Genomic DNA, 983 nt, shown 5'->3' with positions numbered 1-983 from the left:
GGTCCCCCCATATTCAGACAAAGTTTCTCGTGCTCCGTCCTACTCGATTTCATTGATAAGAGATTTTCGTGTACGGGGCTATCACCCACTATGGCCGCACTTTCCAGAGCGTTCCACTAATCTCAAACCAACTTAAGGGCTGGTCCCCGTTCGCTCGCCACTACTAAGGGAATCTCGGTTGATTTCTTTTCCTCAGGGTACTTAGATGTTTCAGTTCCCCTGGTTCGCCTCTTGCACCTATGTATTCAGTACAAGATACTCAGCTTATGCTGAGTGGGTTCCCCCATTCAGAGATCTCTGGATCACAGTCTGTTTGCCGACTCCCCAAAGCTTATCGCAGGCTACCACGTCTTTCATCGCCTCTGACTGCCAAGGCATCCACCGTATGCGCTTCTTCACTTGACCATATAACCCCAAGCAATCTGGTTATACTGTGAAGACGACATTCGCCGAAAATTCGTACGTTGCTCTTTCGAGCAGAACTCACAAATTTTACCTTAGCCTGATCCACCAGCAGTGAAACTGGTGTTCAGTCTATATCTATCACATATCCGAATTTTTAAAGAACGATCTGACAAAAGTCAGAAATCAACATTCGAGCTGAATGTTCATTTCTAAGTTCTGACAAGTGACTGCGTACGGCGAAAGTGGTGGAGCCAAGCGGGATCGAACCGCTGACCTCCTGCGTGCAAGGCAGGCGCTCTCCCAGCTGAGCTATGGCCCCGTATTTTACGGCTGAACCATGTAATGGTAGGTCTGGGCAGATTTGAACTGCCGACCTCACCCTTATCAGGGGTGCGCTCTAACCAACTGAGCTACAGACCTATAACAGGGTCGTGTTACAGCATCGTCTTTTACAATGAATCAAGCAATTCGTGTGGGAGCTCATCAGCAGGCTGATGTCGTCGATTAAGGAGGTGATCCAGCCGCAGGTTCCCCTACGGCTACCTTGTTACGACTTCACCCCAGTCATGAATCACACC

2 tRNA genes and 2 rRNA genes are annotated in these 983 nt (G+C 49.0%); all 4 read right to left on the bottom strand.

Annotation, left to right across the window (positions count from 1 at the left end):
- Nucleotides 1–405: ribosomal RNA gene (locus tag ACYCCG_RS26000) — 23S ribosomal RNA — on the bottom strand; the annotation flags it as partial.
- Nucleotides 406–648: 243 nt separating this feature from the next.
- Nucleotides 649–724 (bottom strand) — tRNA-Ala (locus ACYCCG_RS25995).
- 24 nt (nt 725–748) lie between these two features.
- Nucleotides 749–825 (bottom strand) — tRNA-Ile (locus ACYCCG_RS25990).
- 85 nt (nt 826–910) lie between these two features.
- Nucleotides 911–983 (bottom strand): 16S ribosomal RNA (locus ACYCCG_RS25985); the annotation flags it as partial.

The sequence above is a fragment of the Pseudomonas sp. VEM90 genome (genome assembly GCF_054611535.1).
Note: the sequence above shows the minus strand (reverse complement) of the source record. Positions and strands in the feature narration are given on the sequence as shown.